The sequence below is a fragment of the Mesorhizobium sp. WSM4813 genome (assembly GCF_055811555.1).
The window spans coordinates 48,602-73,676 of record NZ_JBVVQU010000002.1 but is presented as its reverse complement, the minus strand read 5'-3'; the positions used below and the strand labels follow the sequence as shown (position 1 = coordinate 73,676).

Annotated in this window: 25 protein-coding genes and 2 pseudogenes; 17 read left to right on the top strand and 10 right to left on the bottom strand. The window is 62.5% G+C overall.

The features are described from left to right. The first annotated feature begins 267 nt into the window (after positions 1 to 267). The 4 genes from trpS to AC0L25_RS01410 all read left to right on the top strand — a co-directional run bounded on the left by trpS (position 268) and on the right by AC0L25_RS01410 (position 3,102). A complete protein-coding gene (trpS, locus tag AC0L25_RS01425; RefSeq protein ID WP_473593871.1) occupies positions 268 to 1,350 on the top strand; it encodes a tryptophan--tRNA ligase in 1,083 nt (360 codons plus the stop codon). 133 nt (positions 1,351 to 1,483) lie between these two features. Further along, a complete protein-coding gene (locus AC0L25_RS01420; RefSeq protein WP_023796709.1) occupies positions 1,484 to 1,975 on the top strand; it encodes a universal stress protein in 492 nt (163 codons plus the stop codon). A gap of 41 nt (positions 1,976 to 2,016) precedes the next feature. Beyond that, a complete protein-coding gene (locus tag AC0L25_RS01415; protein WP_473593870.1) occupies positions 2,017 to 2,394 on the top strand; it encodes a DUF5071 domain-containing protein in 378 nt (125 codons plus the stop codon). A 138-nt stretch (positions 2,395 to 2,532) separates the two neighbouring features. After that, the gene (locus AC0L25_RS01410; RefSeq protein WP_029347737.1) at positions 2,533 to 3,102 is read left to right on the top strand and encodes a NifU family protein; all 570 of its coding nucleotides are present in this window, start codon (positions 2,533 to 2,535) and stop codon (positions 3,100 to 3,102) included. A 113-nt stretch (positions 3,103 to 3,215) separates the two neighbouring features. Here AC0L25_RS01410 and AC0L25_RS01405 read toward each other — a convergent pair whose 3' ends face one another. Continuing rightward, entirely contained in the window at positions 3,216 to 3,833 is a 618-nt protein-coding gene (locus AC0L25_RS01405; RefSeq protein WP_473593869.1) for a L,D-transpeptidase, read from the bottom strand. 226 nt (positions 3,834 to 4,059) lie between these two features. On the opposite strand from AC0L25_RS01405, the pseudogene cueR reads away from it, so the two are divergent. Next, positions 4,060 to 4,474 (top strand): annotated as a pseudogene (cueR, locus tag AC0L25_RS01400) (Cu(I)-responsive transcriptional regulator). 185 nt (positions 4,475 to 4,659) lie between these two features. Here the strand turns inward: cueR and AC0L25_RS01395 are convergent. The 4 genes from AC0L25_RS01395 to AC0L25_RS01380 all read right to left on the bottom strand — a co-directional run bounded on the left by AC0L25_RS01395 (position 4,660) and on the right by AC0L25_RS01380 (position 7,838). After that, a complete protein-coding gene (locus AC0L25_RS01395; protein WP_473593868.1) occupies positions 4,660 to 5,190 on the bottom strand; it encodes a helix-turn-helix transcriptional regulator in 531 nt (176 codons plus the stop codon). Between the two features lie 335 nt (positions 5,191 to 5,525). Then, on the bottom strand, positions 5,526 to 5,732 hold the full coding sequence (locus tag AC0L25_RS01390) for a hypothetical protein (protein WP_473593867.1): 207 nt from the start codon (positions 5,730 to 5,732) through the stop codon (positions 5,526 to 5,528). Beyond that, complete coding sequence (locus AC0L25_RS01385) at positions 5,695 to 6,510, bottom strand: hypothetical protein (RefSeq protein WP_473593866.1); 816 nt, start codon at positions 6,508 to 6,510, stop codon at positions 5,695 to 5,697. The genes AC0L25_RS01390 and AC0L25_RS01385 overlap by 38 nt, the downstream gene beginning before the upstream one ends. A 386-nt stretch (positions 6,511 to 6,896) precedes the next feature. Beyond that, on the bottom strand, positions 6,897 to 7,838 hold the full coding sequence (locus tag AC0L25_RS01380; protein ID WP_473593865.1) for an IS1595 family transposase: 942 nt from the start codon (positions 7,836 to 7,838) through the stop codon (positions 6,897 to 6,899). Positions 7,839 to 7,948: 110 nt separating this feature from the next. On the opposite strand from AC0L25_RS01380, the gene AC0L25_RS01375 reads away from it, so the two are divergent. Beyond that, positions 7,949 to 8,449, top strand: a complete 501-nt coding sequence (locus AC0L25_RS01375) for an MmcB family DNA repair protein (RefSeq protein WP_473593975.1) — start codon at positions 7,949 to 7,951, stop codon at positions 8,447 to 8,449. A gap of 358 nt (positions 8,450 to 8,807) precedes the next feature. Here AC0L25_RS01375 and nhaA read toward each other — a convergent pair whose 3' ends face one another. From nhaA to AC0L25_RS01350, 5 genes and pseudogenes are all read right to left on the bottom strand, one after another. Further along, a complete protein-coding gene (nhaA, locus tag AC0L25_RS01370) occupies positions 8,808 to 9,998 on the bottom strand; it encodes a Na+/H+ antiporter NhaA (protein WP_473593974.1) in 1,191 nt (396 codons plus the stop codon). Positions 9,999 to 10,312: 314 nt separating this feature from the next. Continuing rightward, on the bottom strand, positions 10,313 to 10,876 hold the full coding sequence (locus tag AC0L25_RS01365; protein WP_082982096.1) for an ActR/PrrA/RegA family redox response regulator transcription factor: 564 nt from the start codon (positions 10,874 to 10,876) through the stop codon (positions 10,313 to 10,315). A gap of 64 nt (positions 10,877 to 10,940) precedes the next feature. Continuing rightward, positions 10,941 to 12,266, bottom strand: coding sequence for an ActS/PrrB/RegB family redox-sensitive histidine kinase (locus AC0L25_RS01360; RefSeq protein WP_473593973.1), 1,326 nt, complete (start codon positions 12,264 to 12,266; stop codon positions 10,941 to 10,943). A gap of 32 nt (positions 12,267 to 12,298) precedes the next feature. Beyond that, positions 12,299 to 14,875, bottom strand: a complete 2,577-nt coding sequence (gene hrpB / locus AC0L25_RS01355; RefSeq protein WP_473593863.1) for an ATP-dependent helicase HrpB — start codon at positions 14,873 to 14,875, stop codon at positions 12,299 to 12,301. A 93-nt stretch (positions 14,876 to 14,968) separates the two neighbouring features. Then, positions 14,969 to 15,073: pseudogene (locus tag AC0L25_RS01350) on the bottom strand (DMT family transporter); the annotation flags it as partial. A 266-nt stretch (positions 15,074 to 15,339) separates the two neighbouring features. Between AC0L25_RS01350 and AC0L25_RS01345 the strand changes: the two are divergent. From AC0L25_RS01345 to ptsP, 11 genes are all read left to right on the top strand, one after another. Continuing rightward, a complete protein-coding gene (locus AC0L25_RS01345; protein ID WP_473593862.1) occupies positions 15,340 to 16,029 on the top strand; it encodes a PIG-L deacetylase family protein in 690 nt (229 codons plus the stop codon). A gap of 232 nt (positions 16,030 to 16,261) precedes the next feature. After that, entirely contained in the window at positions 16,262 to 17,593 is a 1,332-nt protein-coding gene (locus AC0L25_RS01340; RefSeq protein ID WP_473593861.1) for an ABC transporter substrate-binding protein, read from the top strand. A gap of 123 nt (positions 17,594 to 17,716) precedes the next feature. After that, positions 17,717 to 18,664 (top strand): carbohydrate ABC transporter permease, encoded by a 948-nt coding sequence (locus AC0L25_RS01335; protein WP_077377482.1) that lies wholly within the window; start codon positions 17,717 to 17,719, stop codon positions 18,662 to 18,664. Continuing rightward, complete coding sequence (locus AC0L25_RS01330) at positions 18,661 to 19,611, top strand: carbohydrate ABC transporter permease (protein WP_473593860.1); 951 nt, start codon at positions 18,661 to 18,663, stop codon at positions 19,609 to 19,611. The genes AC0L25_RS01335 and AC0L25_RS01330 overlap by 4 nt, the downstream gene beginning before the upstream one ends. A gap of 199 nt (positions 19,612 to 19,810) precedes the next feature. Beyond that, positions 19,811 to 20,014 (top strand): hypothetical protein, encoded by a 204-nt coding sequence (locus AC0L25_RS01325; RefSeq protein ID WP_473593859.1) that lies wholly within the window; start codon positions 19,811 to 19,813, stop codon positions 20,012 to 20,014. A 3-nt stretch (positions 20,015 to 20,017) separates the two neighbouring features. Then, positions 20,018 to 21,130, top strand: coding sequence for an ABC transporter ATP-binding protein (locus tag AC0L25_RS01320; RefSeq protein ID WP_473593858.1), 1,113 nt, complete (start codon positions 20,018 to 20,020; stop codon positions 21,128 to 21,130). Then, a complete protein-coding gene (locus AC0L25_RS01315) occupies positions 21,123 to 22,142 on the top strand; it encodes an ABC transporter ATP-binding protein (protein WP_473593857.1) in 1,020 nt (339 codons plus the stop codon). The genes AC0L25_RS01320 and AC0L25_RS01315 overlap by 8 nt, the downstream gene beginning before the upstream one ends. A gap of 29 nt (positions 22,143 to 22,171) precedes the next feature. Further along, entirely contained in the window at positions 22,172 to 22,774 is a 603-nt protein-coding gene (dhaL, locus tag AC0L25_RS01310) for a dihydroxyacetone kinase subunit DhaL (RefSeq protein WP_473593972.1), read from the top strand. Beyond that, on the top strand, positions 22,771 to 23,160 hold the full coding sequence (dhaM, locus tag AC0L25_RS01305; protein ID WP_352953532.1) for a dihydroxyacetone kinase phosphoryl donor subunit DhaM: 390 nt from the start codon (positions 22,771 to 22,773) through the stop codon (positions 23,158 to 23,160). The genes dhaL and dhaM overlap by 4 nt, the downstream gene beginning before the upstream one ends. Before the next feature lie 21 nt (positions 23,161 to 23,181). Continuing rightward, the gene (locus AC0L25_RS01300) at positions 23,182 to 23,484 is read left to right on the top strand and encodes an HPr family phosphocarrier protein (RefSeq protein WP_473593856.1); all 303 of its coding nucleotides are present in this window, start codon (positions 23,182 to 23,184) and stop codon (positions 23,482 to 23,484) included. Then, entirely contained in the window at positions 23,468 to 25,069 is a 1,602-nt protein-coding gene (gene ptsP, locus AC0L25_RS01295) for a phosphoenolpyruvate--protein phosphotransferase (RefSeq protein WP_473593855.1), read from the top strand. Before AC0L25_RS01300 ends, ptsP begins: the two co-directional genes overlap by 17 nt. The last annotated feature ends 6 nt before the right edge of the window (positions 25,070 to 25,075 follow it).

The following is a 25,075-nucleotide window of genomic DNA, read 5'->3' as shown; positions in this document are numbered from 1 at the left end:
AAGAACCAATTTTGTTCTCGCTTTGTGCCGGCAGTTATGCTATCAACTTTGCCACGGTGCTGATTTGCGCCGACGACCCGCCGCAAGGCGGGTTTTTGTTTTTAGTCTGTGCTGTCCTCCAAACAGAGCGTCTTGCTCAGCCGAGGCCAAAGCCTTGCACCGCCCAACCAACAGCCTCTTGATCCGCTCCCCGCTCTCGTCCATAAGCGCGCCGTCGAAAGACTTTCGCCGCGTGCGAAACGGCCCTCCACAAGCCAGGGAAACACCATGACTGACTCCAATCAGCCTGCCTTCAAGCCACTCGTGTTTTCCGGCGTCCAGCCGACCGGCAATCTGCATCTCGGCAACTATCTCGGCGCCATCAAGAAATTCGTCGCCCTGCAGGACACCTCCGATTGCATCTATTGCGTCGTCGACCTGCATTCGCTGACCGCGCAGCTTGTTCATGACGATCTCAAGGATCAAACGCGTTCGATCACCGCGGCGTTTCTCGCCTCCGGCATCGACCCGAAGAAGCACATCGTCTTCAACCAGTCGCGGGTCATGCAACACGCTGAGCTCGCCTGGATCTTCAATTGCGTGGCCCGCATCGGCTGGATGAACCGGATGACGCAGTTCAAGGACAAGGCCGGCAAGGATCGCGAGAACGCCTCGCTTGGGCTGCTTGCCTATCCGAGCCTGATGGCGGCCGACATCCTCGTCTACCGCGCCACCCATGTGCCGGTCGGCGATGATCAGAAGCAGCATCTGGAGCTGACCCGCGACATCGCGCAAAAGTTCAACAACGACTTTTCGGACCGCATCGCCGGTCTTGGCGTCGGCGTCGAGATGAAAATCGGCGAGGAGACGGTGAACGGTTATTTTCCGCTGACCGAACCGATCATCGGCGGCCCGGCGGCGCGCATCATGTCGCTGCGCGACGGCTCAAAGAAGATGTCGAAGTCGGACCCGTCGGACCTGTCGCGCATCAATCTGACCGACGATGCCGACAGCATCTCGAAGAAGATCCGCAAGGCCAAGACCGATCCGGAGGCGCTGCCTGGGGAATTGGACGGCCTGGCCAGCCGGCCCGAGGCCGAAAACCTCGTCGGCATCTATGCAGGCCTCGCCGAGATATCGAAGGAGGCGGTGCTGAAGGAGTTCGGCGGCCAACAGTTTTCGGTGTTCAAGCCGGCGCTGGCCGACCTTGCGGTGGAAAAGCTGGCGCCGGTCGCCGGCGAGATGCGCCGCATTTCCGACGACCGCGCCTATGTCGACGCGGTGCTGAGGGATGGCGGCGAGCGGGCCGGCCTACTGGCCGAAGCGACGATGAAGACCGTGCGCGACATCATCGGCCTGCTGCAAAGCTGAACCTTAGAGCGCCGCGCGTCCATTTGGACGCGCACAAGACGCACTGACGCACCCGACATCGCTACATCCGCCGGTCGCTTGCGGCCGGGCTGTGGCGGTGGCAGATTGCGACCGAAACCATCGAAGGTAGAAAATGGTCTCCAAACGCCTCAGCCGCGAAGCCGGCCACCGCCGCAAGTTTTTGGCGATCATCGACGACACCCCCGAATGCGAACGGGCCGTCGTCTACGCCTCGAAGCGCGCGCAGAGCACCAGTGGCGTGCTGGTGCTGCTCTATGTGATCGAGCCAGACGATTTCCAGCATTGGCTGGGCGTCGAGAAGATCATGCGCGAGGAGGCCACCGCCACCGCGCGCGCCGCACTCGACAGCTATGCCAATAAGGTGCGCCAAAAGCTCGGCATCGAGCCGGAACTGGTGGTGCGCGAAGGCAAGCCGACGGAAGAGATCCACAAATTGATCGAGGAAGACCAGGATATTGCCATTCTCGTGCTGGCGGCCGGCGCCGGCAAGGAGGGGCCGGGCCCGCTGGTCGGCGCCGTCGCCGGCAAGGGCGCCGCCTTCCCGATCCCGGTGACGGTGGTGCCGCAGAACCTGTCAGACGAAGAAATCGACAGCCTGGCCTGATATCCCCAAGGGATTGGGCCAGGCTGTTGGAAAGATCCGAGTTGAAAAACGATCTGTTGAGGCTCCTGCCGGAAAATAAGCACGACACGGCGAAGGCGGCTGCGCTCGTGGCCCTTGGCTTTCCTCAAGTCGAACCTGTTCTTCCGCAAATTCTGGAATGGCTTCAAGACATGAATTGGCCGGTAGCCCGGGTTTTGAAACCGCTCGTGGCTGATATCGGCCTGCCGCTTGCGCCGCACATTCGCACAATTCTTGAGACCGGCGACGATATCTGGAAGTACCACTCCCTCCAGACAATCCGCCAATCCTCTGAACTGATTGAAGTCCTGAAGCCGGAACTGGAGCGGCTATCATCTGGCATCTCCTCCGAGCCCGATTTGCCGATTTTGGCTCTAGAGATACTACGCGACCTGGACTAGGAATTCGCCGATCAGACGCTTCGAATTTCTTCGAAAAGTGTAGTTGCCGCTGAGCACGGCTTTCGCTTGAATGTCCTGCCGATAAGGCCTATTTAGAATTATTCCAAACTATCTGCCCGAACGGGCACGGAGACGTTCATGTTCATCCAGACCGAATCGACGCCAAATCCGGCGACATTGAAGTTCCTGCCCGGCAAGGAAGTGCTTGTCGAAGGCACCGCCGATTTCCGCGATGCCGACAGCGCCGCTACGGCTTCGCCGCTGGCCGGCCGGCTGTTCGAAATCCCCGGCGTCACCGGCGTCTTCTTCGGCTATGATTTCATCACCGTGACCAAGGACGGCCCCGACTGGCAGCATCTGAAGCCGGCGATCCTCGGCGCCATCATGGAACACTTCATGTCCGGCGCGCCTGTCATGGCCAAGGCCGGCCCCGCCGCCGAGACCAGCCAGACCGGCGAATTCTACGACAAGGCCGACGAGGAACTGGTCATCACCATCAAGGAGCTGCTCGATACGCGGGTGCGCCCGGCCGTCGCCCAGGACGGTGGTGACATTACCTTCCGCGGCTTCGAGAACGGCACCGTGTTCCTGCACATGAAGGGCGCCTGCGCCGGCTGCCCGTCATCGACGGCGACGCTGAAGCACGGCATCCAGAACCTGCTCCGGCATTTTGTGCCCGAGGTGCAGCAGGTCGAACAGGTCTCTTAACGACTCAAAAAAACGTCAATTCGCCTGTCGCGCGACAACAAAAAACCGGGCCAAAGTGCCCGGTTTTCTGTTTTGGGACGTCAGTTGTTGCCTAGACGGTCCGCGTATGAACTCTAGAGAACGATAACCTTAGCGCCGACCGAGGTGCGGTCGTAAAGGTCGATAATGTCTTGATTCATCAGCCGGATGCAGCCCGACGACATCGCCTTGCCGATCGAGTTCCACTCCGGGCTGCCATGCAGCCGGTAGCCCGAATCGCCGCCCTTGTTGAACAGATACAGGGCGCGCGCGCCGAGTGGGTTCGTCAATCCCGGTTCCATGCCGCCCGCAAACTTGGCGAGCTCCGGCTGGCGCTTGATCATTGCCGAAGGCGGCGTCCAGGTCGGCCATTCGCGCTTCACCGCGATACGGGCGGTGCCGCGCCATTCAAAACCCTCGCGGCCGACGCCGATGCCGTAACGCATCGCCTCGCCGCCGCCCATGACGTAATAGAGAAATTTGTTCTGTGTATCGACGATGATGGTGCCCGGCCTTTCATCGGTGTCGTAGCTAACGATCTGCCGGCGGTACTTGAACGGGACCTTTTCGATCGGAATGCGCGGCAGTTGATAGCCCGCATCGGTCATCGGGCCATAGTTGTTGGTGAAGATCTGCGAGCCGATGGTGCTGCAACCAGCAATAGCCGTCGACAGCGCAAGTGCCGCGACGATTGCGAATGACTTCATGCGCATGAAAAGGTCCGATGCCCCGCCCGAAATAGAGCGGCTCGTTACGGCCGCTTTGTCGCCATCATTCATGCTGGCATTTGCTTTGCTTGCCAAGCGGGCGATGCCTATATGCAGAGGCTTACATGCCGGTAAGTCGGTACCTGTGGCTTTTCGGCAACGGCCTTCCACAAGATTATGTAGGAAATTCAATGGGCGGTCCGCCAGGCCGCCGGAAGTCGAGGAACCAATCATGAATGTCGGAGATGCCGCCCAGCGTTCCGGCCTGCCGGCCAAGACCATTCGCTACTATGAGGAGATCGGCCTCATCCGACCGCAGCGCGCCGGCAACGGCTACCGCGACCATTCTGGCGACGACATCCACCGGCTGACGTTTTTGAGCCGCGCAATCTCGGCTTTTCGATCGATGACTGCCGCCGGCTGATGGCGCTCTACCAGGACCGCAGCCGCGCCAGCCATGACGTGCGCGAGATCGCCGCCGCGCATGTGAACGCAATCGAGGAGAAGGTGCGCGAGTTGCAGTCGATGCGCTCGACCCTGCAGAAGCTGATCCATGCCTGCCACGGCGACAACGGCCAGACTGCCCGATCCTGGACGATATTGCGGGGGCGGTGCCAAGTGATAAAGTCGTTTCCGCACAGATGTGAAGGTCGCGCCAGGGCTGAGTAGCGCGGGCTGCATGAACCTATGCCTATTTTCGAAGGCCGGTTTGTCAAATATACAATCAAAAGGCGATTATCTGGTTGACAAACCCAAGGCGCTGAATAGTGTGTTGGGCAAGCGCTAAAGGCCCGCCCTTCCAAAAGGCGGGCCGATTGCTATCAGGGATTAGTTAGAGAGCCGCGCGGCATTCGCCGACGTCGTGCCTTAGGCGTTCTTGAAAGTGCGGCTCCGAAGCGTCGATAGCATAGTTAGCGACGGTGACCGCCTTTGCCTCTACAGCTTCCTCCTTTGAGAGACGCCCAAAGGTGAAAAACCACTTCGCTACATCCGCCCAGTCCCACAATGGACTGTCAGACGTGACTTTCGCCACCGGAGCTGGGAAAGCGGTGCCGCGCTGGCCTTTGGCGTACAAAGAAATGGCCGCTCGTGTCAGGCCAGTGCGGGCGGCTATTTCGGAAAGGCTGACCAGCGGGTCAGGCTCAACCCGATCAACGGTCGCACCTGTAGCCCTGACGTTTTCAACGGCAGACGAAATAGCGTCCTCAATCGAACTAGCCTCTCGGGCAAAGTCGATGATTATGTGGCCTTTCTGGAATGAAACCGTAGCGTCGTCGCATCCGTGGTCATAGAAGCGGGATTCAAAGTCTTCGGCGGTCGGATCCAGTCCAGAGGCGATGATGCTGAACTCAAACAGGCTCATCGTCGGGTTCCTTTTTATGCGGGCAGCGGTCTACAGCACGAATAATCTGGCGGGCATGATTCCCACCGTTTCTAGGCGTGCCATTGACGCAAACCTGACATCCGTCCCTATCTGCGTGTGAGCAGTATATACGCCCCCAATGGCCTTGCTTACGCATAGTCCAGCCTAGGGACTCGGCGTACGCCACTGCCTCCTCAACCTCCTTGTCGGGGTGGCGTGGCCTACCTGCCATTACACGCCCCCAAAATGGGGCACCTGTTAACACTTGTCAACACTGTTAGGTTCCTATGATAAAAAAATAGTTAAAGGAATTCTAAAAGCCTTCTAAAGGCATTCTACCGCTTGTCGTCAGGCTCGCGCCTCGCATGTACCAGCTTTTTTATCTGCTCCTGGGTGAGCTTAGGCGCCTTGGCAATCTTCTGCACAACGGCCTCAAAGGCGGCGTCGGACTGATCGGTTTTCAGTTCTCGGGCGGCTTCGCGGAATTTCTCGACCTGCGGTCGGCTATCCGACGACGCCTTTGTTTTCGGTTCCTTCATCATCCTCGTCATCCATCGATAACATCTGCTCAAACATTGCGATCTGTCGGCGAAGCTTCCGCAATCCTTTCAGATTTACATCCGCATTGATAATAACACGACCACCAACGATGCGCGCATCAATCACGGTGTCGCCTTCCGTTGTCGGGATGGCGTTAGAGTACGCGACCATAGCAGTGCGCTCGGAAACCAATGATGCTGGCGAATGCATGACGTTACCTCGCTGCGGTTCAGCCGACGCCTTGGCAATCGGCTCTGCTTCAATGACCGATTCTAAAGCGGTATCCTGAATTGCGCTAGGCTTCAATCCTGCAAATTGAACGTTTTCCTTCAAAATCGCCAGTGCAGACCGAGCGGACTGGTCGTTCAAATGGCGATTGAGCTTGAGGTGGCTGCGCGCCACAGTATCTGCAGGGATGCCTTCGCTCCAGCCATCCTTTTTCCAAAGTGTGCGAAACAGAGCCGGCCGCATAGCAAAGTCTGCGATCATCGCGGCACGCACGTCATCGCGCTCGTCAAGAAAGAACCGCCGCGCCGAATCGGTCAGTTTTACCTTTCGGTCGGCATTAGATCCTTCGTCTTCCAGCAGCCCATAGTATTTCAGTGCCCCAGTGGTTTGGAACCCACCGCTGCTCTTTGGGCTATACCCCCACAATTCGAAAGCGGTCGGGACCGGCATTGCCTTGCCGCTACGGTCTCCATCAAAAAGCTGCTGCGCTTTTGCGAGCGCCTTTTCGAGACTGATGAAGGGGAAGCGGGGCGAAGCGTCGTTGGTGGCCATGTCAATCTCCTTGTGGGCGAGCGACATATACGCCAGTTCATTTCAGTAATCAATCTCAGTTCTCTTCAGCATTTCTCTTCGCCAGTTCTCCAGCCCTTGACCGAATCGAAACTTTCTGGCCATATGCATCCATCGGGCGATGGCGCTCGGGAAAGGAGACGGGCCATGAAGATAAGAGTCCCTCTAGCCGATGTCACGGCTCACGGACACGGCGCGGGATAAACGAAGAGGCTCCGCAACCGGCAGGGTCACGAAGCCTCAAAGTGGGCCACCAAGTCAAAAACTGGAAGCGGCGGTGAGTATATCATCGCCGCTTTCGTTTGTGAATCCCCCGCCAGAGCGGAAGCTCAAGCTGCACCGGCTTTCGGAAGTGCGTTCGCTTCTCGTCAAGTAGGTCTATGATAGGTGAGGCGCTTACCGGCGGCGCCCTTCAAGGCGATGAAAGCGCGCGTACCGTCATCAACGCCCATTGCAATCCGGTTCGAATAGCGGAAATCGAACTCGGCCAGATAGCGGTGCAGATGGTGCTCGGCGCAATGCTGGTAGACGCCCTTCATGCCGCGCTTGAAGATCGAATAGAAGCCTTCAACGGTGTTGGTGTGGACCGTACCGCGAACGTATTCGTCCTTGGAATGCGTGACGAAATCGTGCGAGGCGAATTCCTGGCCCACGCGGCGATATACGCCAGCCTCGTCAGTCATCAGCGCGCTTTCCTTGGCGATGTTGGCGCGAACGATTGGCATGATGGTGCCGATGCGGGCGGTATCAACGTGGAAGGAACGAGCGCGGCCACCGCGCTCAACAAGCGTAACGACAGTGTTCTTGTGAGCGCCCCCACCACGCTTGACCGCGGTGCCCCTGAGGCGTCCGGTGTACGTCTCGTCTACTTCGACGGTCTTGCCGTTGCCGCCAAGCGGGGAAAGATCGCCAGACGCCATTGCAAGGCGAATGCGATGGCACAGGAACCAAGCGGCCTCATAGGTGCATTCGAGTATGCGGTGCATCTGGTGAGCGCTGATACCCTTCTTTGAGGCGCACATGAGGTGGATAGCCTGTAGCCACTTGGTCAGCGGCAAATGGCTTTCCTCGAAGATAGAACCCATGCGGACGGTGAACTGCGAACGGCAAGCACCGCACTTGTACAGGCCATGACGCTCGACACCGTTGGGGTTCTTTTTGGAGGGCTTGGTGCGGACGCCCTTCAGTTTGTAATGCTTGTCCACGGAACCGCACTTCGGGCAGACCGGACCATTCGGCCACAAGATCGCCTCAACATGCTCGAAAGCCTTGGCTTCGTCGTGGAACTCGGGGCGGGACAGAACGGACATGGAAATCTCCTATGCCGTTACCCTACGTAATCAGGTTGGGTTTGTCAACCAGATAATCGCCCAATCAAAAACAGGTTCAAACCGTGAACAAAGTCTGGCATGGTGCCGCCATGCCAATCATCTCGCCTGTACCTCTCAACCCCCTTATCGACGGCCGTCAGTCGGAGCGCGCGATGCTGGTCAGGCGCGGCGTGCAGCGGCTGCTCAAGGAGATGGGCGCGCATGTGCTGCCAGAACTGTCGCTGGCGACCGGCCGCCGCGCCGACCTCGTCGCGCTGACTCGCCAGGGCGACATCTGGATCATCGAGATCAAGTCCTCGATTGAGGATTTCAGGGTCGACCGTAAATGGCCGGACTACCGGCTGCACTCCGACCGTTTCTTCTTCGCCACGCATCCCGGCGTGCCCTCGGAGATCTTTCCACAGGAATGCGGTTTTATCCTTTCCGACGGCTATGGCGCCGAAATCCTGCGCGATGCGCCCGAGCACCGCATGGCGGCGGCGACGCGCAAGGCGCTGATGCTGAGGATCGCGCGGGCCGGTGCATCGCGGCTGCTCGCGGCGGAACTCGCCGGTGTGGCGGTGCCAGCGCTGGAGGGCGAGAGCGAGTAGCTTCCGACGTTTTCGCGGCCCCTCATCCGACCGCCTCTCCCAATGGGAGTCAAGTGCGGCTGCTTTCGCAGAACCCGCGTTCCTCGCCCCACGAAGTGGGGAGAGGTGGCCCGGCGAAGCCGGGACGGAGAGGGGCCTTCGCGGCGTCCGGGAGGTCGTTGCCTCAAGGCCTCCTGACAGGCTTCGTTTCATGGTCGTCAAGCGCCCTGACCTTCACCGGTTCTGGCTACGCAAACGTCGTCCCCCTCTCCGTCCCGGCTTCGCCGGGCCACCTCTCCCCCGCTTCGCGGGGGCGAGGAACCCAGGAGCTGCAAATCGGCGATGGCAGGGCAATGAGGGGCGGCGCGACGTTTGTCGGCTACTCTTCGTCCTCGTCGGCCCCATTCGCCGCCGGCGCCACCAGCAGCACGGCGGCGCCGAGAATCGCGGCGATGAAGGAGCCGGCAAGAATGCCGACCTTGACCGCGTCCTGCAGCTCGACATTGCTGGCGAAGGCGAGCAGTCCGATGAACAGGCTCATTGTGAAGCCGATGCCGCAGAGCAGCGAAATGCCGATCATGTGCAGCCAGCCGGCATTGACCGGCAGATCGGCAAGGCCGAGCCGGATGGCAAGCGCGGAAGAGCCGAACACGCCGACCAGCTTGCCGGCGACGAGGCCGGCGGCGACGCCCAGCGTCAGCGGCTCGACCAGGGCGGCAGCACTCAGGCCGGCCAGCGAAACGCCGGCATTGGCAAAGCCGAAGATCGGGATGACGACGAACGGCACTATTCTATGCAGGCCGTGCTCGAGCCGATGCAGCGGCGAATGGTCGAGATCATGCCGGATGCCCGGGGAGACTTTCAAAGGTATGGTCAGGGCCAGCGCCACGCCGGCGAGCGTGGCGTGGACGCCCGATTTCAGCACCAGCACCCACAGGACGACACCGAGCAGGATGTAGGGCACCAGCGTCAGCACCTTCATGCGGTTGAGCACGATCAGCAGAGCGATGACCGCAAAGGCGGCGCCGAGATAGGCGAGCGACAGGCCGCTCGTGTAGAACACCGCGATGATGACGACGGCGCCGAGGTCGTCGATGATGGCGAGCGCGGTGAGGAATACCTTCAGCGACCCCGGCACGCGGCTGCCGAGCAGCGACAGCACGCCGAGCGCAAACGCGATATCTGTGGCGGTAGGGATCGCCCAGCCGGACAGAGCGGCTGGATTGTTGCGGTTGATGGCGACATAGACAAGTGCCGGCACCAGCATGCCGCCGGCGGCGGCGATGCCGGGCAGGGCGCGGCGTGGCCAGGTCGAGAGCTGGCCGTCCAGCATCTCGCGCTTGATCTCCAGGCCGACCAGCAGGAAGAACACGGCCATCAGGCCGTCATTGATCCAATGCGATACGCTGAGTGGTCCCAGATAGGCGTGAAGGGCGTCGAAATAGGCCTGGGACAGCGGCGAATTGGCGACGATCAGAGCCAGTGCCGCGGCTGCCATCAGGATGATGCCGCCTGCCGCCTCGCTGTCGAGGAATTCGCGAAAAATGGAGATCGGCCGCTCGTCGCGCATGTGTCCTCCGTTGCCGAGATTCCGGTCGGCATTGTTGGCGATGATGCGCAAGCGTGGCAGACGACGCAAGCCGCCTGTTCACCTCGGCAGATCGCGCCTCGGAGATTGGCCGAAACGCCCATCACTTTGTCATCCTATGGCGGAGCAAGGAGCGAAGCGACGCAGCGCAGACCATAGGATCCATGCCGCGGGTTCAGAGCGCTGCTATGGTACAGAATTCTGCTCGGTTGCGCTCCGCGGCTGACATAACGGCATGGATCCTAGGGTCTTCGCTCCGCTTCGCGTCGCTGCGCCCAAGGATGACGAAGCCGGGCTTAGCGCGGCGCCCGCTTGGCCAGAATCCGCTGCAGCGTCCGTCGATGCATGTTTAGCCGGCGCGCGGTCTCGGAGACGTTGCGGTCGCACATTTCGTAGACGCGCTGGATGTGCTCCCAGCGCACGCGGTCGGCCGACATCGGGTTTTCTGGCGGTGCGGCGCGCTCGCCCGCCGTGCGGGTAAGTGCGGCGAAAATGTCGTCGGCATCGGCCGGCTTCGACAGGTAGTCGATGGCCCCCAGCTTCACCGCCGTCACCGCTGTGGCGATGTTGCCATAGCCGGTGAGGATGATGGCGCGGGCGTCGTCGCGCTTCTCGCGGATAGCGGCGACAACGTCGAGGCCGTTGCCGTCGGCGAGCCGCATGTCGACCACGGCATAGGCGGGCGGATTGGCGCGCGCCTTGGCCACCGCCTCCTCGACGCTCTCGGCCGTCTCGACCACGAAACCCCTGGTTTCCATGGCGCGGGCAAGGCGCGTGAGGAACGGCTTGTCGTCGTCGACGATCAGCAGCGAGGTGTCCTCGCCTTCAACCATTGCGCCAATCGTTTCGTCGCCATTCATCGTCTTCTAAATTCCTGCTGCCTGCTTTTTACGCAGATATAGTTTTGGAGCGCTATTGTCCAATTTAAGCCGTGTCAAACATGGTGGCCGAAGCCGATTCAGGATTGAGGAAGACGCTGCGCGGCCATGATATCTGCACGACGGCGCCCTCGCCCGGTTCGTTTGAATTACGGAAATCGAGCGTGGCCCCCGAGCGTTCGAGCAAGGTCTTGGCGATGAAAAGCCCCAGGCCCAGGCCGCCGCCGGCCTCGGTGCCCTGGCGCGTCGACATGTAGGGCTCGCCGATGCGGTCGATGATTTCGGGAGGAAAACCTGGCCCGTCGTCGGTGATCGAGAAAGTGACGGCGGCCTCGTTCCAGCTCCAGCGCACGGTGACGCTCTTGCGGGCAAAATCGACGGCGTTCTCGACCAGATTGCCGAGGCCGTAGATGACGCCGGGATTGCGGCGTCCAACCGGTTCGGGGCCGATGCGCTCGCCGGGGCGAAGCTTGATCGAGATGCCGAAATCGCGGTGCGGGGCCGTCATCTCCTCGACCAGCGAAGTTAGCGGCATTCGGGAGAGATGCGCCTCGCCCTCGGAAGACAGGCTGGTCAGGCGCTTGAGGATTTCGCGGCAACGCTCGCTCTGCGAGCGCAGCAGCGTCACGTCCTCGCCGTATTTCGGATCGTTGCGGAGCGCCTTCTCCATCTCCTTGGCGACAAGCGTGATGGTGGCAAGCGGCGTGCCCAGCTCATGCGCGGCGGCGGCGGCGAGGCCGTCCAGCGCCGACAAATGCTGCTCGCGCTGCAGCACCAGTTCGGTGGCGGCAAGCGCGTTGGCGAGCAGCCGGGCTTCCTCGGCCACGCGGAAGGCATAAATCGCGGTGAAGGCGATCGAGGAAAACACCGCCATCCACATGCCGGCGACATAGATGAACGGCATCTCCAGCGGCGCGCCCTCGTACCAGGGCAGCGGCAGATGGAAGAAGACCAGCAGGCTCGCCGCCACCATCACCAGCGCGCCGAGGATGGCGGTCAGGCGCAGCGGCAGCGACGTCGCCGAGATGACCACGGGCACGGTCACCAGCACTGAAAACGGATTGGTGAGGCCGCCGGTCAGATAGAGCAGGCCGGCAAGCTGCAGGCTGTCGATGGTCAGGATGGCGAAAGCCGGCAACGGGGTCAGCCGATGCGCCGCCGGATAACGGAAGGTCAGCAACAGGTTCATCCAAGCCGAACAGGCGATCAGCGCGAAGCAGAGGCTGACGGGCAGAGGGAATTTCAGCCCATAAGCAACGACGATAACCGCCAGGCTCTGGCCGACGATGGCAAGCCAGCGCAGTCTGATCAGCGTGTTGAGGCGCAGCCGCTGGCTTTGCTGGAAGTCGGGCGCCCGCAGGATGTTTATCATGGCCAAGGATTATAGCCGGAAAAGCATAAAGGCTAGGTCCCCCGCGGTTTGGCGCGGCTGGTGGCTGTGGCGAGAAGCGGGTTCTCCGGCCAGACGTGCCGGGGATAGCGGCCACGCATCTCGGCCCGCACATCGGCCCAGGAGCCGCGCCAGAACCCGGGCAGGTCGCGGGTCGTCTGGATCGGCCGGTGCGCCGGCGATAAAAGCTCGAGCGTCAGCGGCACGGTGCCGTTGGCGATCGCGGGATGCCGGTCGAGACCGAACAGCTCCTGCACGCGGATCGCCAGCACCGGCCATTCACCGTCATAGCGGATCGGCACGCGGCTGCCGGACGGAGCGTCGAAATGGGTCGGCGCCAGTGCCTCGATCCTGCGCTGGAGATCGTGCGGCACCAATGCCATGAGGTTGGCCGAGAGCACGCCCGGATCGATCGCGGCAATGGACGCTGCGCCGGAGAGGAAGGGCAGCAGCCAATCGTCGAGGCGGTCGACGAGCGCCGCGTCGGAAACCTCGGGCCAGGGGGCGCCGAGGCCGCGATGCAGCCAGCCGAGCCGTTGGCGCAGCGTTTCAGCCTCCTTGCCCCACGGCAAAAGCGACAGGCCGTGTTCGCGCAAGGCGTCAAGGATGGCGCGATCCGCGTCGGCCCCGGCCGGCGCCGGCAGCATGCGTTCGGATAGGGTGATGGCGCCGAGGCGAACGGTTTCGCGCACGCGCACCGCGCGCCTGTCGCGGTCAAAGCTGGTTTCGCGGCTTGTCTCGATTTTTTGCGCAAGCGCGGCTCGGATGTCCGTCTCATCTATCGCCGCTGCTGCCGTGATGCGGGCATTCTGCGCCTTGCCCTGAAGATCGGCGACGACGAGCCAGGCCGCGCCCGCAAGCGGATCGGCGGCGTCGAACATGGCGCCCGAACCGTTGGCCAGCACGAAACGGCCGCGCTCGCCGCGCGCCTTGGCGACGCGGTCCGGCCAGGCATGGATGAGGAGGGCGCCGGCTCTACCCTCCCCCTCGAGGGGAGGGTCTATCCGCGAAGCGGAGCGGGGTGGGGTCGGGTCGGGCACGCCATCGGCGACCCCACCCCGTCTCCCTCGCTTCGCTGCGCTCGGCTCGCTCGCCGACCCTCCCCTCGAGGGGGAGGGTGAGGCTTGTTTCGCCAGCCGCTCGGCGAGCTGCCGTGCGGCAGTGGCGCGCGGCGATCTTTCGGATCGGAACCGCATCAGCCGCCGATCGAGGTCGGCGCCATCGCCGCCAAGGCCACGCTCGGTGAGCAGCACGGCGAGCATGGCCGCTCCGAACGCCTGGCCGGTCTTTGCCGCCTCGGCGACCATGTGAGCCAGCCGCACCGGCAGTGCCAGCCTGCGCATCGCAGCACCCGATTCCGTCAGGCGCCCTGCCTCGTCGACGGCGTCGAGCGCACGCAGCAGCGCCCTTGCCTCGTTGAGCGCCGGGGCCGGCGGCGGATCGAGGAACGAAAGGCTCACCGGGTCGGCGACACCGAAGGCGGCGCAGTCGAGCAGAAGTCCGGAAAGGTCCGCCTCGAGGATTTCCGGCGGGGTGAAGGCTGGAAGTGCCGGCGTCTGCTCGGCCCGCCATAGGCGGATGGCGACGCCCGACTGCGTGCGCCCGGCGCGGCCGGCGCGCTGGTCGGCGGAGGCTCGGCTAACACGCACCGTCTCCAGCCTCGTCAGGCCGCTGGCCGGCTCGTAGCGCGGCAAGCGCGACAGGCCAGAATCGATGACGACGCGGATACCGTCGATGGTGATGGAGGTCTCGGCGATCGAGGTCGCCAGCACCACCTTGCGGCGGCCGGACTGCGCCGGCTTGATCGCCGCGTCCTGCGCCTTGCCGTCGAGCATGCCGTAGAGCGGCACGATGTCGGTGTCGGCGCCGACGCGGCCTTGCAGCCGCTCGGCTGTACGCTCGATCTCGCGCTGGCCGGGCAGGAAGGCGAGCACGCTGCCGCTCTCATCGGCCAGGGCGCCGCGGATCGCGTTGGCCATGGCGTCCTGGATGGCGATGCCGGCCGGCCGCTCGTAGCGGATGTCGACGGGAAAGGCGCGGCCCTCGCTCTCGATCACGGGAGCGCCGGAAAGCAGCCGAGCGACGCGCGCGCCGTCGAGCGTGGCAGACATCACCAGCAATCGCAGATCGGGCCTCAGCGCACCTTGCACGTCGAGCGCCAGCGCCAGACCGAAATCGCCGTCGAGCGAACGCTCGTGGAACTCGTCGAAGAACACCGCCGAGACACCGGGCAACTCCGGATCGTCGAGGATCATCCGCGACAGCACGCCTTCTGTGACGACGAGGATCCTTGTCCTCGCAGAAGTGCGGTTTTCCATACGCATGGCATAACCGACCGTTTCGCCGGGCTCCTCCCCAAGCAGCTCGGCCATGCGACGGGCGGCGGCGCGGGCAGCGAGCCGGCGCGGCTCCAGCAGAATGATCTTTCCCGTGCCGAGCCATGCCGCTTCGAGCAGCGCCAGCGGCACCAGCGTCGTCTTGCCGGCGCCGGGCGGCGCCACCAGCACGGCGCTGTTGCCATGGCCGAGCGCTTCGCTGAGCGCCGGCAGCACGGCGGAGACCGGAAGCTCCGGCAAGGGTTTTCTGGTCATTGTTCCAAGGATGCATCCATCCAATTGCGGCGGAACCGCAGCGTCCGCATATCAGCGGTGGTGGTCGCCGCGCAACCGACAGCAGGGGCCAGTTCAAAGCCGGGTTCGCGAAAATGGGTTCCAGCGCACTGTGCCGAGCCTCACCTCCTCACGCACCATCGTCAAAAGGCCGAAGCCGCCAATCACGGCGAGGCCGACAAGCGACAGAAGATTTGGCGACAGAAGATTTGGCGACAGAAGATCTGGCGACTGAAGATCTGGCGACTGAAGATCTGGCGACTGAAGATCTGGATATTCCTGGAGAATGCGCCGGGATCACCGCCCCGTGGATCTGCGAATAATGCGTCGGCGCGATCCGCTCAGGCTTTTGACAACGGGATCGTTGCATGAACAGCTTGCATAGGGGAACTGGGTGAGCAGAATTTCGTTCGTCCACGTTATTTCAGTTCCAGGGAGAATGCAGAGTGAAGATACTGGCGCTCGGTGCGCATCCGGACGATATCGAGATCTTCATGTTCGGTACGATGGCGGCCTATGCCGCACAAGGCGCAGAACTGGTTTTTGCGATAGCCACGGATGGCGCCAAGGGCGGGAAGGGCGATCCGGAATCACTTGCCCGCGCCCGCCGCGAGGAAGCGGCTGTGGCGGCGGACCTGCTTGGCGCAACATCGCACTTCCTCGATTTTCCGGACGGCGCGCTGGTTGCCGATGCCGCGCTGATCGCGGCGCTGAAGACGCTGATCGGGGACATCAGGCCGGATCTGGCGATTACCCATGCGCCGAACGACTATCATGGCGACCACCGTGCGCTGTCGGACGGCGTGCGCATCGCGGCGTCCTTCGCTGTCCCGGTGCTGCATGCCGATACGCTCGGCGGCACCGGTTTTGCGCCGACCCACTATGTCGATATCTCCCGGCATTTCGAACTCAAGGCGATGGCGATCCGGGCGCATCAGTCGCAGGATCCCGAACGTTTCGTCGATGCGGCGCGCATGCAGAACGCGTTTCGCGCCGGCCAGTGCAATGGCGCGGCCGGTTCCTTCGCTGAGGCCTTCCGCTTCGAACCGATCTTCCCCTTCGCCGATATCCGCGCCCTGCTGCCGCCGGCCCCAGTGATCCGGCCGGTGACGGTGAGCACCAAAACGGTCAAATGAGCCGGCACCCGCGCGCCGAACGATCTGACACGCGCCTTTTCTGAACCAACGACCGATGCGCCATGCTGCAGCGCAGCGACGAATTCGCTTGCCTTGTTTAGTAAAAATTGCATCACTAAACAAATTACTAAACATCCGCCGCTCAACCGCGTCGTCATGTTTAGACCCTGAGGAGGGGGTTTGAGGTATTTGAAACCGTCATCCGGGCGCGTTTCGCAAATGGGAGGAAGGCATGAAATCGACCTTGAAACTGACGTTGGGACTGACATCGGCGATGTTTGCGTCGACCGCCGTTTCGAATGTCGCGCAGGCTGAAGATCTGACGCTTTGCTGGGCAGCCTGGGACCCGGCCAATGCGCTCGTCGAATTATCCAAGGATTTTACCAAGGAAACTGGCATCGGCATGAAATTCGAATTCGTGCCGTGGACCAATTATGCCGATCGCTTCCTCAACGAGTTGAATTCCAAGGGCAAGCTGTGCGACCTGATCATCGGCGACAGCCAGTGGATCGGCGGCTCGGCCGAGAACGGCCACTATGTCAAGCTGAACGATTTCTTCGACAAGGAGAAGATCAGCATGGACGACTTCGTGCCGGCGACCGTCGTCGGCTATTCCGAATGGCCGAAGAACTCGCCGAATTACTGGGCGCTGCCGGCCATGGGCGACGTCGTCGGCTGGACCTATCGTAAAGACTGGTTCTCCAAGCCGGAACTGCAGAAGGAATTCAAGGAAAAGTACGGCTGGGACCTCGCCGCGCCGACGACCTTCGACCAGCTGAAGCAGATCGCCGAGTTCTTCCAGAAACGCGAGATCGACGGCAAGACGGTCTATGGCGCGTCGATCTATACCGAGCGCGGCTCCGAAGGCATCACCATGGGCGCCATGGACGTGCTCTACAGCTTCGGCTTCAACTATGAAAATCGCGACAAGCCTTACGAGATGGACGGCTTCGTCAACTCCGAGAAATCGGTGAAGGGTCTGGAGCTCTACAAGGCGCTCTATGACTGCTGCACGCCTCCCGGGGCCTCGAACAGCTACATGGGCGAAGGCGTCGATGCTTTCAAATCCGGCCAGGTGGCGATGCACATGAACTTCGCCTTTACCTGGCCAGGCCTGCAGAAGGACGAGAATGTCGGCGGCGACAAAATCGGTTATTTCGCCAATCCCAAGGGTCCCGACGGCGATCAATTCGCCCAGCTTGGCGGCCAAGGCATCTCGGTGGTCTCTTACTCGGACAAGCAGGAGGCCGCACTCAAATACATAAAATGGTTCGCCAACAAGGATGTGCAGGCCAAATGGTGGTCGCTCGGCGGTTTTTCCTGCCTCAACGCAGTCGTGAAAGATCCAGGCTTCCCGGCCAGCCAGCCTTACGCGCAGACCTTCCTCGACTCCATGGCCATCGTGAAGGATTTTTGGGCAGAGCCCAGCTATGCGCCGCTGCTGCAGGCGTCGCAGAAGCGCTTCCATGACTACGTCGTCGCCGGCCAGGGTTCGGCCAAGGATGCGCTCGACGGCCTGGTCAAGGACTGGACCGAGGTCTTCCAGGACGACGGCAAGATGTAGTTGGGCAGATGTAACCGGCTCCTCCCGAGCCATGCCGCGTGTCCCGTGCCGCCCTTGGCACGGGACACAGTTCAGATAAATTCCATTGTCGAGACGACCCAAGTGACCGAAGCGGGACTGACCATGCTCAATCGGACTGCGGACAGCGTTGCCCGGGCTACGCCTGAGCCGTTGGCCCGCAAGGTCCGGGGCATCAGCGACAAGGGCCTCGCCTGGCTGTTCATCTCGCCGACGATCCTGTTGCTGCTCGCCATCAATATCTTCCCGCTGTTCTGGGCGATCTATCTGTCCTTCACCAACTACCGCGCCAACCGTCCGAACGAGGTGGTCAGGAATGTCGGCCTTGCCAACTACAAGCGCATCCTCGGCGACCAGGACATCTGGATCGCCATGCAGACGACGGCGCATTTCGTGTTCTGGACCATCCTGCTGCAGACGCTGATCGGCTTCACCCTGGCCTGGCTGATCGACCGAAAGTTTCGTGGCCACGCCTTCTGGACGACCATCATTCTGGTGCCGATGATGCTGTCGCCGGCAGTTGTCGGCAATTTCTGGCGCTTCCTCTACGAGCCGCAGATCGGTCTGTTCGCCTATGCCATCTCGTTCGTCACCGGCATTCCGGCAACGCAGATCGGCATGCTCTCCAACGTGTCGCTGGCGCCGTGGTCGATCGTCATTGTCGACACCTGGATGTGGACGCCTTACGTGATGCTGATCTGTCTCGCCGGGCTGCGTTCGATCCCCGAATACATCTATGAGGCGGCCGAGGTCGACCGTGCTTCCAACTGGCGGCAGTTCTGGTCGATCACGCTGCCGATGGCGCTGCCCTTCATCATGCTGGCGGTGCTGTTCCGCGGCATCGAGAACTTCAAGATGTTCGACATGGTCAACCTCTTGACCGGCGGCGGACCGGGATCGACCACCGAGGTCGCCTCGATCACGCTGAAGCGGCAGGCCTTCGAAAGCTGGCGGACGGGCTATTCCTCAGCTTTCGCCATCATCCTGTTCGTCGCGGTATTTGGGCTGGCCAACATCTACGTCAAGGCGCTCAACAAGGTGAAGCAAAGATGAGCCTGACGTCAGCCCATTCGGTCGTCGCACCCTCGCCCACGTCGAAGCGCGTCGCCGGCACGATCATCGTGCTTTATGCGCTGATCTCGATCGTGCCGCTGCTATGGATCTTCGCCACCAGCTTCAAGACACCGCCGGATTCGATCGCCTATCCGCCCAAGATCCTGTTCCAGCCGAGCCTTGAGGGCTACTGCAATCTGTTCTCGACCCGCACCCGGCAGACACCGGAATACATCAACGCGCTGGGACCGGCGACCGGCGTCTGCGACGAGACCGTGCGCAAGCGCAACATGGTGATCGCCGGCCCCTCCAACTTCATGCCGCGCTTCATCAATTCGCTGATCATCGCCTTCGGCTCGACCTTCTGCGCGGTGTTCCTCGGCACTCTGTCGGCCTATGGCTTTTCGCGCTTCAAGGTGCCGCTGGCTGACGACCTCCTGTTCTTCATCCTGTCGACACGGATGATGCCGCCGATCGCGGTCGCTATTCCCATCTACCTGATGTACCGCGAGCTTGGCCTGTCGGACACCGCGCTCGGCATGATCCTGCTCTACACGGCGGTCAATGTGTCGCTCGCCGTGTGGCTGCTGAAGGGGTTCATCGACGAGATCCCGCGCGAATACGAGGAAGCGGCGATGATCGACGGCTATACACGGCTGCAGGCCTTCTGGCGCACCGTGCTGCCGCAGGCGACCACCGGCATTGCCGCGACCGCCATCTTCTGCCTGATCTTCGCCTGGAACGAATATGCGTTCGCAGCCCTTTTGACCTCGGGCACGGCGCAGACCGCACCGCCCTTCATCCCGACCATCATCGGCGAAGGCGGCCAGGACTGGCCGGCGATCGCCGCAGGCACGACGATCTTCCTGGTGCCGATCCTGGTGTTCACCATCCTGCTTCGCAAGCAGCTGCTGCGCGGCATCACCTTCGGCGCGGTGCGCAAATGAGCAACACGGCGACTCAGCAGCAGATATGGAAGCGGCGCCGCGGCAGCGCCCCTTCTCCCCGTTTACGGGGAGAAGATGCCGGCAGGCAGATGAGGGGCAGCGCGAGCTTTCCAGATTTTGGCGCCGCCCCTCATCCGGCCCTTCGGGCCACCTTCTCCCCGTATAGTGACGGGGAGAAGGGATCGCGGAGCTTGTCATCATGACCCGTCGTACCCACACCAGACGCTCGCCCTGGCCGCGCGCCCTCCGGCGCGGACTGATGGAGAATATCGCCACCGCGATCATCGCCATTGGCTTCCTGATGCTGTTCCAGCCCTTCGCGCTGTCGCTCTACACGTATTCGTTCATCACCATGCTCGTCGGCACGGCGATGTTCATCATCGTCTCGAAGTTTCCGGAGTAGACGATGGCGGAGATCAGGGTCGAGCATCTGAGAAAGGCATTCGGCGATTTCGTCGCCGTGCAGGATTCCAACTTCGTCGTCGGGGATGGCGAATTCTTCGTCATGCTGGGGCCGTCGGGTTGCGGCAAGACGACGACGCTGCGCATGATTGCCGGGCTGGAACTGCCGACCGGCGGCAAGATCCTGCTCGGTGGCGAGGACGTCACCATGCGGCGTGCCCGCGAGCGCGACATCGCCTTTGTGTTCCAGCTGTTCGCGCTCTATCCGCATATGAATGTGAGGAAGAACATCGGCTTCCCGCTGCTCGCGCAAGGCATGCCAGGCATCGAAATCCGCCAGCGCGTCGAAGAGACGGCGAAGCTGTTGCGCATCGACCATCTGCTCAACAAATCGGTCTCCGGGCTTGCCGGCGGCGATCGCCAGCGCGTCGCGCTCGGCCGCGCCATCGTGCGGCGGCCAAAATGCTTCCTTATGGACGAGCCGCTCGGCACGCTCGACACCGAATTCCGCGATCTCATGGTCCATGAGCTGCGCGAACTGCACAACCGCATCCGCGCCACCACCGTCTATGTCACGCATGACCAGATGGAAGCGATGTCGATGGCCGACAAGATCGCGGTTATGAACCACGGCGTCATCGAACAGTTCGGAAGCCCACGCGAAATCTACGACCGGCCAGCGACGATGTTCGTCGCTGATTTCATCGGCTCGCCACCGATGAATTTTCTCGGCTTCGGCGGCGGGCTTGTGAAAGGCGTCAGCGAAATCGTGGTGCAAGGCGCCAAAGTGGCGGTGCCGGAGGTGCGCGAGGATATCGCGCCGGCCGACATGGCGCTCGGCATCCGACCGGAACACATCCGCTTCGACGACGGCTCGAAGCTGCGCGGCGCCGTCTATGGCACCGAATATCTCGGCACCACGCAGATCGTTGCGGTGGAGACATCCGGCGGCATCATCAAGGCGCGGGTGCCGGCCGAAATCCGGCTTAATGCGGGCGACCATGTCGGCCTGGCGCTGACCAGCGCACGGCTGTCGCTGTTCGAGAAGGGCTCCGGCCGCGCGGTGCGAACCGCAATCCATGACGGGGCTTCCCAGGGAAGAGCGCATCGTGGCTGACGTGCAGATCAAAGGCGTGACCAAGAGCTTCGGCGAGCATGTCGCGGTGGACACTCTCGATCTGCACGTCGCCGATGGCGAATTCGTCGTGCTGCTCGGCCCGACCGGCGCCGGCAAGACGACGACGCTCAGACTTATCGCCGGATTGGAACGGCCGGATACGGGCTCGATCCATATCGGCGGCCGCGATGCGACAATGTTGTCGCCGGCCGACCGCGACACCGCCTTCGTCTTCCAGCAATATTCGCTCTATCCGCATCTGTCGGTCTACGACAATTTGGCCTTTCCGCTGCGCTCGCCGGCGCGGCGGCTGAGCGAGGACGCGGTCCGCCGCCGCGTCGAGGAGGTGGCCAAGATGGTGCGTATCCACCACAAGCTCTCCAACCGCTCCACCAAGCTTTCCGGCGGCGAGATGCAGCGCGTCGCCATCGGGCGCGCCCTGGTGCGCAAGCCCTCGATCTATCTGATGGACGAGCCGCTGTCGTCGCTTGATGCCAAGCTGCGGGCGGATCTCCGGCTCGAGCTCAAGCGCATCCAGGCCGAACTCGGCGCCACCATGCTCTATGTCACGCATGACCAGATCGAGGCGATGACGATGGCCGATCGCATCGGCATTCTCGCCGACGGCGTGCTGGTGCAGATCGGCACGCCCCGCACCATCTACTCGGAGCCGGCAAACCTTCATGTCGCCGCAAGGCTCGGCCAGCCGGCGATCAATCTGTTGCCGACCGGCCTGCTGCCGGATGGCGATATGCCGGCGGGAACCAAAACGATCGGTGCGCGTACAGAACATCTGTCGATCGGCAAGGCATCGAATGGCCCCGCCGACGGCGTTGTTAACTGGGTCGAACATCTGGGCGACCAGAACCACCTGCATGTGACGGTGGGGAGCAGAAAGCTGGTGACGCTGACCGACCCCGACATCCAACTGGAAAAGGGCGACAGGGTGATTATCCGCTACCGGGCGCCGCTGTTCTTCGACCAGGCCGGCAACAGGATTGCAAACCGATGAGCGCTGGGACAATGGTCAAGACTGGGACGATGGACAAGGTTGACCTGAAGACACTGATATCCGTCACCGCCAACACGATTGCCGCCCACGCGGACGAACTGACCGCGCTCGACCAGGCGATCGGCGACGGCGACCATGGGCTGAACATGAAGCGCGGCTTCGAGGCGGTGCGGGCGGAGGCCGAGGCGTTCGCGGCAAAGCCATTGCCGGAGGCACTGAAGGCAATCGGCACCAAGCTGGTGATGACGGTGGGCGGGGCATCGGGACCGCTGTTCGGGACGCTGTTCATGGCGCTCGGCAAGGAGATTCCCGCTGAGCCAGATCGCGCCAATCTGGCTACGGCTTTCGGCAAGGCAATCGAGGCTGTGGCGGCGAGGGGCAAGTCGCAGGTCGGGCAAAAGACCATGCTTGACGTGCTGCAGCCGGTGCATGACGCCCTGCTGCAGGGAAAGACCGGATTGGAAATCGCCGATGTCGCGGACCGTGCAGCCGATGCCACCGTGCCGATGAAGGCATTGCGCGGACGCGCCTCGTTCCTTGGCGACCGCTCGATCGGCCATATGGATGCCGGCGGGCGCTCGGTCGCGCTTCTGGTGCGGGCTGTCGTCGAAAGCATCGAGGGGCACGCATGAGCAATGTCGGCATCGTCATCGTATCGCATTCACCGCTGGTCGCCGAGGGCACGGCCGATATGGTGCGCCAGATGGTCGGCGACGAAGTGCCGCTTGCATGGTGCGGCGGAAACGGCCATGGCGGGCTGGGAACCAATGTCGAGGCGATCATGGGCGCGATCGACAAGGCCTGGTCGGAGGCGGGTGTCGCCATACTTGTCGATCTTGGCGGCGCCGAGACCAACAGCGAGATGGCGGTCGAGATGATCGGTCAGCCGCGCGCGCACAAGATCATCGTCTGCAATGCGCCGATCGTCGAGGGCGCCGTGATGGCGGCGACGGAGGCGTCCGGCGGCGCCTCGCTCAGGGAAGTGGTGGCGACGGCACACGAATTGTCGCCATCGTGAATGAACAGGAATTTTGACTCAATGTCCGCATCCGCCGAAGCCACCATTCTGATCACCCATGAGGTCGGCCTGCATGCCCGCCCTTCGGTGAAATTCACCAAGCTCGCCAAGACATTTTCAGCCGAAGTCGAAGTGGCGCTCGCCGCCAACGGGCCTTGGTTCGACGCCAAGAGCATCGTCAAGGTGATGGCGGCCAAGGCGCCGAAAGGAACGGTGCTGCATATCCGAGCCAAGGGTGACGGCGCCGGCGAGGCGGTCGGCGCGCTGGTCGATCTGGTGCGGCGAGACTTCGACGAGGGCCTGGACCATGCCCGAACCGCTTAGGCTGAAGGGGATTCCGGCTTCGGCCGGCTATGCCGAAGGGCCGCTGTTCAACCTCGACCCGGTTGTCTCGCGCTATGGCCGTAAGGCGACCGCCGGTGACGAGAGGATCTCGCTCGAGACGGCAATCAAGGCAGCGAAAAGCTGGCTCGCTAAGCTGATCGAAGCGACCAAAGGCGACGCCGCCGACATTCTCGAATTCCAGATCGCCATGCTGGAGGACAATGCGCTGACCGGCCCGGCCTTTGCCGCGATTGCCGCCGGCCAGCCAGCCGATGTGGCATGGCGGCAGGCGCTCGACGCCGAAATTGCGGGCTACGAAACGTCAGATCAGGACTATTTCCGGGCGCGCGCCGCCGACATGCGCGACATACGTGATCAGGTGCTGCGCGCGCTGACCGCGGACAGCGAGGCTGCCGCGCCGGCAGGAGCCATTTTCTATGGCGAGGACATCGCGCCGACGCGCTTTCTTGAAACCGACTGGAGTTTCGGCGGCGGCATCGCGCTGAAAGCGGGCAGTGCCGCCAGCCACGTCGCCATGCTGGCGCGTTCGCGCGGCGTGCCGATGGTAGTTGGCCTTGGGGCAGTCGGGCTCGGTGCTTCGTCGGCTCACCTTGCCGGCGTCGCCCTGCTTGATGCCGAGCATGGCGGCATCGTATTGGCGCCATCAAGGGCAGAGTTCGAGGCGTTCCGGCAATCGTCGTCCTCTTTCGCGGCGCGTCGCGACAGGGCGGAAACTTTTTTGACCCGGCCGGCGGTGACGAAGGCCGGTACGGCGGTGCGGGTGCAGGTCAACATCGCCGATCCGTCCGATGTCGACAACATCGACGTCTCGACCTGCGACGGCGTCGGGCTGATGCGAACCGAGTTCCTGTTCGGCAAGACGCTGCCGGACGAGGAAACGCAGTATCGCGCCTACCGCAAGGTGCTCGAATGGGCTGGAGACAAACCGGTGACCATCCGCACTGTCGACGCCGGCGGCGACAAGCCGGTGCCGGGCTTCACCGTCGAGGAGGGCAATCCGTTTCTCGGCCTGCGCGGCATCAGGCTATCACTGGCAAGACCCGAGGTTTTTCGGGTGCAGATCAGGGCGCTGCTGCGCGCCGCCGTGCATGGCAATCTGAAGGTGATGTTCCCGATGATCGCCGTTTGGGACGAGTATCAGCGAACAGCCGCGCTCTTCGCGGAAGAGCAGGCCGCGCTTGCCGCGAGCGGCGTCGCGCAAAAAATGCCGCCGCTCGGTATCATGGTCGAGGTGCCGTCGGTGGCGATCGCTCCTGAGGCTTTTACCGAGGTCGCCTTCTTCTCGATCGGCTCGAACGACCTGACGCAGTATGTGATGGCGGCGGCGCGCGACAACGCCTCTGTCGCGCATCTCAATTCGGTCAGGCACCCGGCCGCGCTTCGGCTGATCGCATCGGTTGCAGCGTTCGGCAGCGAGCAAAAGATTCCGGTCAGCCTGTGCGGCGACGCCGGCGGCGACCCGGCGGCGATCCCGGCGCTGATTGAGGCCGGCCTGCGCGACCTTTCCGTGGTTCCCGCCCAACTCGCAATGGCCAAGGCGGCCATTGCGGACGTTTCGATCTAGGCACGG

Bases quoted from the DNA above. Each gene is read 5' to 3' on its own strand.
- nhaA (WP_473593974.1), bottom strand. From the start codon at position 9,998: ATGCGCGACGAGCGGCCGATCTCCATTTTTCGCGAATTCCTCGACAGC.
- AC0L25_RS01375 (WP_473593975.1), top strand. From the start codon at position 7,949: ATGCCAATCATCTCGCCTGTACCTCTCAACCCCCTTATCGACGGCCGT.
- AC0L25_RS01390 (WP_473593867.1), bottom strand. From the start codon at position 5,732: ATGATGAAGGAACCGAAAACAAAGGCGTCGTCGGATAGCCGACCGCAG.
- AC0L25_RS01365 (WP_082982096.1), bottom strand. From the start codon at position 10,876: ATGAATGGCGACGAAACGATTGGCGCAATGGTTGAAGGCGAGGACACC.
- dhaL (WP_473593972.1), top strand. From the start codon at position 22,172: ATGGACAAGGTTGACCTGAAGACACTGATATCCGTCACCGCCAACACG.
- AC0L25_RS01340 (WP_473593861.1), top strand. From the start codon at position 16,262: ATGAAATCGACCTTGAAACTGACGTTGGGACTGACATCGGCGATGTTT.
- ptsP (WP_473593855.1), top strand. From the start codon at position 23,468: ATGCCCGAACCGCTTAGGCTGAAGGGGATTCCGGCTTCGGCCGGCTAT.
- AC0L25_RS01385 (WP_473593866.1), bottom strand. From the start codon at position 6,510: ATGGCCACCAACGACGCTTCGCCCCGCTTCCCCTTCATCAGTCTCGAA.
- hrpB (WP_473593863.1), bottom strand. From the start codon at position 14,875: ATGACCAGAAAACCCTTGCCGGAGCTTCCGGTCTCCGCCGTGCTGCCG.
- AC0L25_RS01405 (WP_473593869.1), bottom strand. From the start codon at position 3,833: ATGCGCATGAAGTCATTCGCAATCGTCGCGGCACTTGCGCTGTCGACG.
- AC0L25_RS01420 (WP_023796709.1), top strand. From the start codon at position 1,484: ATGGTCTCCAAACGCCTCAGCCGCGAAGCCGGCCACCGCCGCAAGTTT.
- AC0L25_RS01410 (WP_029347737.1), top strand. From the start codon at position 2,533: ATGTTCATCCAGACCGAATCGACGCCAAATCCGGCGACATTGAAGTTC.
- dhaM (WP_352953532.1), top strand. From the start codon at position 22,771: ATGAGCAATGTCGGCATCGTCATCGTATCGCATTCACCGCTGGTCGCC.
- AC0L25_RS01380 (WP_473593865.1), bottom strand. From the start codon at position 7,838: ATGTCCGTTCTGTCCCGCCCCGAGTTCCACGACGAAGCCAAGGCTTTC.
- AC0L25_RS01360 (WP_473593973.1), bottom strand. From the start codon at position 12,266: ATGATAAACATCCTGCGGGCGCCCGACTTCCAGCAAAGCCAGCGGCTG.
- AC0L25_RS01325 (WP_473593859.1), top strand. From the start codon at position 19,811: ATGACCCGTCGTACCCACACCAGACGCTCGCCCTGGCCGCGCGCCCTC.
- AC0L25_RS01320 (WP_473593858.1), top strand. From the start codon at position 20,018: ATGGCGGAGATCAGGGTCGAGCATCTGAGAAAGGCATTCGGCGATTTC.
- AC0L25_RS01330 (WP_473593860.1), top strand. From the start codon at position 18,661: ATGAGCCTGACGTCAGCCCATTCGGTCGTCGCACCCTCGCCCACGTCG.
- AC0L25_RS01395 (WP_473593868.1), bottom strand. From the start codon at position 5,190: ATGAGCCTGTTTGAGTTCAGCATCATCGCCTCTGGACTGGATCCGACC.
- trpS (WP_473593871.1), top strand. From the start codon at position 268: ATGACTGACTCCAATCAGCCTGCCTTCAAGCCACTCGTGTTTTCCGGC.
- AC0L25_RS01335 (WP_077377482.1), top strand. From the start codon at position 17,717: ATGCTCAATCGGACTGCGGACAGCGTTGCCCGGGCTACGCCTGAGCCG.
- AC0L25_RS01300 (WP_473593856.1), top strand. From the start codon at position 23,182: ATGTCCGCATCCGCCGAAGCCACCATTCTGATCACCCATGAGGTCGGC.